This is a genomic window from Pseudomonas sp. REP124 (assembly GCF_020164475.1).
Classification (GTDB): Bacteria; Pseudomonadota; Gammaproteobacteria; order Pseudomonadales; family Pseudomonadaceae; genus Aquipseudomonas.
This window is the reverse complement of sequence record NZ_JAIQWX010000261.1, coordinates 1-3,917: the sequence shown is the minus strand read 5'-3', so window position 1 is coordinate 3,917 and position 3,917 is coordinate 1. Positions and strand designations below refer to the sequence as shown.

3 protein-coding genes are annotated in these 3,917 nt (G+C 60.7%); all 3 read right to left on the bottom strand.

All coding sequences use genetic code 11. The annotated features are described in order from the left end of the window. Positions 1 to 47: 47 nt before the first annotated feature. Entirely contained in the window at positions 48 to 1,457 is a 1,410-nt protein-coding gene (thrC, locus tag K9857_RS29915) for a threonine synthase (RefSeq protein WP_224542123.1), read from the bottom strand. Between the two features lie 106 nt (positions 1,458 to 1,563). Then, complete coding sequence (locus K9857_RS29910) at positions 1,564 to 2,868, bottom strand: homoserine dehydrogenase (RefSeq protein ID WP_224542121.1); 1,305 nt, start codon at positions 2,866 to 2,868, stop codon at positions 1,564 to 1,566. Positions 2,869 to 3,001: 133 nt separating this feature from the next. Then, positions 3,002 to 3,733 (bottom strand): bifunctional protein-disulfide isomerase/oxidoreductase DsbC, encoded by a 732-nt coding sequence (gene dsbC, locus K9857_RS29905; RefSeq protein WP_224542119.1) that lies wholly within the window; start codon positions 3,731 to 3,733, stop codon positions 3,002 to 3,004. Positions 3,734 to 3,917: the final 184 nt, after the last annotated feature.

Below are 3,917 nucleotides of genomic sequence, written 5' to 3'. Positions count from 1 at the left end.
AGCCCCCTCGCCACAGTTGGATAGCTTCCACAGGGGGAAGGGTAGCCTTATAGAGGCTTACCGCGATTACCGTGCTGGCTGACGAAGGCTTGAACGGCCTTCAGGTCATTCGGCAGCACGGTGCAACGCTCGTCCCGCTCAAACAGATCGGTCAGATGCACAGGCAGTTCCAGTGCCTTGCCGACGCCGGCCTTTTCCACGGCATCCGGGAATTTGACCGGGTGGGCGGTGCCCAGGATCACCATCGGGATGTCCAGGCTGCGGCGGCATTCGCGTGCGGCCTTAACGCCGATGGCGGTGTGAGGATCCAGCACTTCACCGGTCTGCTCGTAGACTTCGGCGATGGTTTCGCAGGTTTGTGCGTCATCCACGGCCAGCGAGTCGAACAGCTTGCGTGCTTCGGTCCAGCGCTCCTGCTCGACGCTGAAGCCGCCGCCCTGCTTGAAGCTGTCCATCAGCCCGGCGATCGCCGCGCCGTTGCGACCGTGAAGGTCGAACAGCAGACGCTCGAAGTTCGACGAAACCATGATGTCCATGGACGGCGACAGGGTGGCGTGCAGGGTTTCCTTGACGTACTGATTGCCGCTCATGAAGCGGTGCAGGATGTCGTTGCGGTTGGTGGCGACGATCAACTGGTTGATCGGCAGGCCCATGTTGCGCGCCAGGTAACCGGCGAAGATATCGCCGAAGTTGCCGGTTGGCACCGAGAACGACACCGAACGCGCCGGGCCGCCCAGCTGCAGGGACGCATGGAAGTAGTAGACGATCTGGGCCATGATCCGCGCCCAGTTGATCGAGTTCACCGCCACCAGGCGAGTGCCCTTGAGGAAGCCCTGGTCGGCGAAGCTCGCTTTGACCATTTCCTGGCAGTCATCGAAGTTGCCTTCGATGGCGATGTTGTGGATGTTCTCACCGAAAATGGTGGTCATCTGCCGACGCTGCACTTCGGACACACGGTTGTGCGGGTGCAGGATGAAGATGTCGACGTTTTCGCAATGCTTGCAGCCTTCGATGGCGGCCGAACCGGTGTCACCGGAAGTGGCGCCGACGATCACCACGCGCTCGCCGCGCTTTTCCAGCACGTAGTCGAGCAAACGACCGAGCAGTTGCAGGGCAAAGTCCTTGAACGCCAGGGTCGGGCCGTGGAACAGCTCCAGCACCCATTCGTTGCCGTTCAGCTGACGCAGCGGCGCGACGGCGTTGTGGGCAAACACGCCGTAGGTTTCTTCGAGGATTTTTTTGAAGTCGGCATCCGGAATGCTGCCGGTCACGAACGGACGCATGACGCGGAAAGCCAGCTCGTGATACGGCAGGCCGGCCCAGGAAGCGATTTCTTCCTGGGTGAAACGTGGCAGGTTTTCCGGGACGTACAGACCGCCGTCGGTGGCAAGGCCAGCCAGCAGGACGTCTTCGAAATTCAGGGCCGGTGCCTGGCCGCGGGTACTGATGTAGCGCATAGGGGCAAACCTTCGGTTTGAGCTTCAAGCTGTCAGCTGCAAGCTACAAGTAAAAGCGCTACTGCCTTTACTTGCAGCTTGAAGCTTGCAGCTTGCCGCTGCTGTATTAATTCAAATGTTCAACGCGGATCCGTACAACCGGACCCACCACGCCAGCCAGAGACTCGAGGGCAGCGATCGCATCGTTGATGCGCTGTTCCACCACGCGGTGGGTCAGCAGGATCATTGGCACCAGGCCGTCGTGTTCTTCGACTTCCTTCTGCATGATCGATTCGATATTGATGCCGCGCTCCGACAGGATGCTCGCCACCTGCGCCAGCACGCCCGGATGGTCCTTGGCCTGGATGCGCAGGTAGTAAGCGCTTTCGCAGGATTCGATCGGCAGGATCGGATGGGCCGACAGCGAGTCCGGCTGGAAGGCCAGGTGCGGTACGCGGTTTTCCGGATCGGAAGTCATGGCGCGAACCACGTCCACCAGGTCCGCAATCACCGACGAAGCGGTCGGTTCCATGCCGGCGCCGGCGCCGTAGAACAGGGTCGAACCGGCGGCGTCGCCGTTGACCATCACCGCGTTCATCACGCCGTTGACGTTGGCGATCAGGCGATCGGCCGGGATCAGCGTCGGGTGTACGCGCAACTCGATACCAGAAGCGGTGCTGCGTGCCACGCCCAGGTGCTTGATGCGGTAGCCCAGCGCTTCGGCGTAATTCACGTCGGCGGTGGTCAACTTGGTGATGCCTTCGGTGTAGGCCTTGTCGAATTGCAGCGGGATACCGAATGCGATGGACGCCAGGATCGTCAGCTTGTGCGCCGCGTCGATGCCTTCGACGTCGAAGGTCGGATCGGCTTCGGCGTAACCCAGTTCCTGGGCCTCGACCAGCACGTCTTCGAAGGTGCGACCCTTCTCGCGCATTTCGGTGAGGATGAAGTTGCCGGTGCCGTTGATGATGCCGGCGACCCAGTTGATACGGTTGGCGGACAGACCCTCACGGATCGCCTTGATCACCGGAATGCCACCGGCCACGGCCGCTTCGAACGCAACGATCACGCCCTTCTCGCGGGCCTTGGCGAAAATCTCATTACCGTGAACAGCAATCAGTGCCTTGTTCGCGGTGACCACATGCTTGCCATTCTCGATGGCCTTGAGTACCAGCTCGCGGGCAACGGTATAGCCGCCCATGAGCTCTATGACGATGTCGATCTCAGGGTTCGTGGCCACTTCGAAGACATCGGTGGTAATCGCAATACCGGTCGTTTGGAACTGAGGCTTTGGCGTGCGAATGGCAATTTGCGCCACTTCGATCCCACGCCCGGCACGACGAGCAATTTCCTCGGCGTTGCGCTGAAGTACGTTGAAGGTTCCGCCACCGACGGTCCCTAACCCACAGATGCCTACTTTGACCGGTTTCACTGTGAACTCCCCATAAAACGGCCGACTCGAGGCCGGCCGTGAAAACAACCGCAGGATCGCGGTTCTCTATTGATGGTCCGGCGATATCGCTGCCGGACCACGATCGTCAATGGCTGGCCGTGACGATGCGAATTTACTTCGCGCTCAGCGCCAGTTTGGCGACTTGTGGCGCGGGCTGGTAGCCCGGAATGACCTGACCGTCAGCCAAAACGATGGCCGGTGTGCCGTTCACGCCGATCGACTGGCCGAGGGCGAACTGCTTGGAAACCGGGTTATCGCACTTGGCGGCCTTGATTTCCTTGCCATCGACCATCTGGTCCATGGCGACTTTCTTGTCCTTGGAGCACCACACGGCTTGCAGCTGCTCGTCACCCGGCGACCCCAGGCCCTGGCGCGGGAAAGCGACATAGCGCACTTCGATGCCGCGCTTGTTCAGCTCGGGAATTTCGGCGTGCAGTTTGTGGCAGTACGGGCAGGTGGTGTCGGTGAACACGGTGATGTGCGACTTGGTTTCGCCCACGGCCGGGTAGACCACGGTTTCGGCGACCGGAATGTCGTTGATCAGCTTGGAGATGCCCAGGCGTTCGGTTTTCTCGGTGAGGTTGACCGGCTTGCCGTCCTTGAGCTGGAACATGTAGCCCTGGACGACGTACTGGCCGTCGGCGCTGGCGTAGAGCACGCGGCTGCCCTTGAGCTTGACTTCATACAGGCCCGGCAACGGGCTGGCGGTGATGGTTTCTACCGGCACTTCGAGCTGGAGGTTTTCCAGGCTTTTACGGATGGCTTTGTCGGCCGCGTCATCGGCGACGGCAAAGGTGCTGACCAGCGCAATGGCGGCTGCAGCGAAAATCTGGGTCAGACGCATGAGAACTCCTGAAGGCGGACAAATGGGAGGCTCAGAAGCCGGTAGCAAAATACCGGGTCATAACCGCCCATCGTGCAAACCGGAGAAGCCTATCACATAAGGTTGGCGGGGCCGAATGCGCCTGTCGCAAGACATTTGGTCGTGCAGGGATTTTATTGTGGGAGCGGGCTTGCTCGCGAAAGCG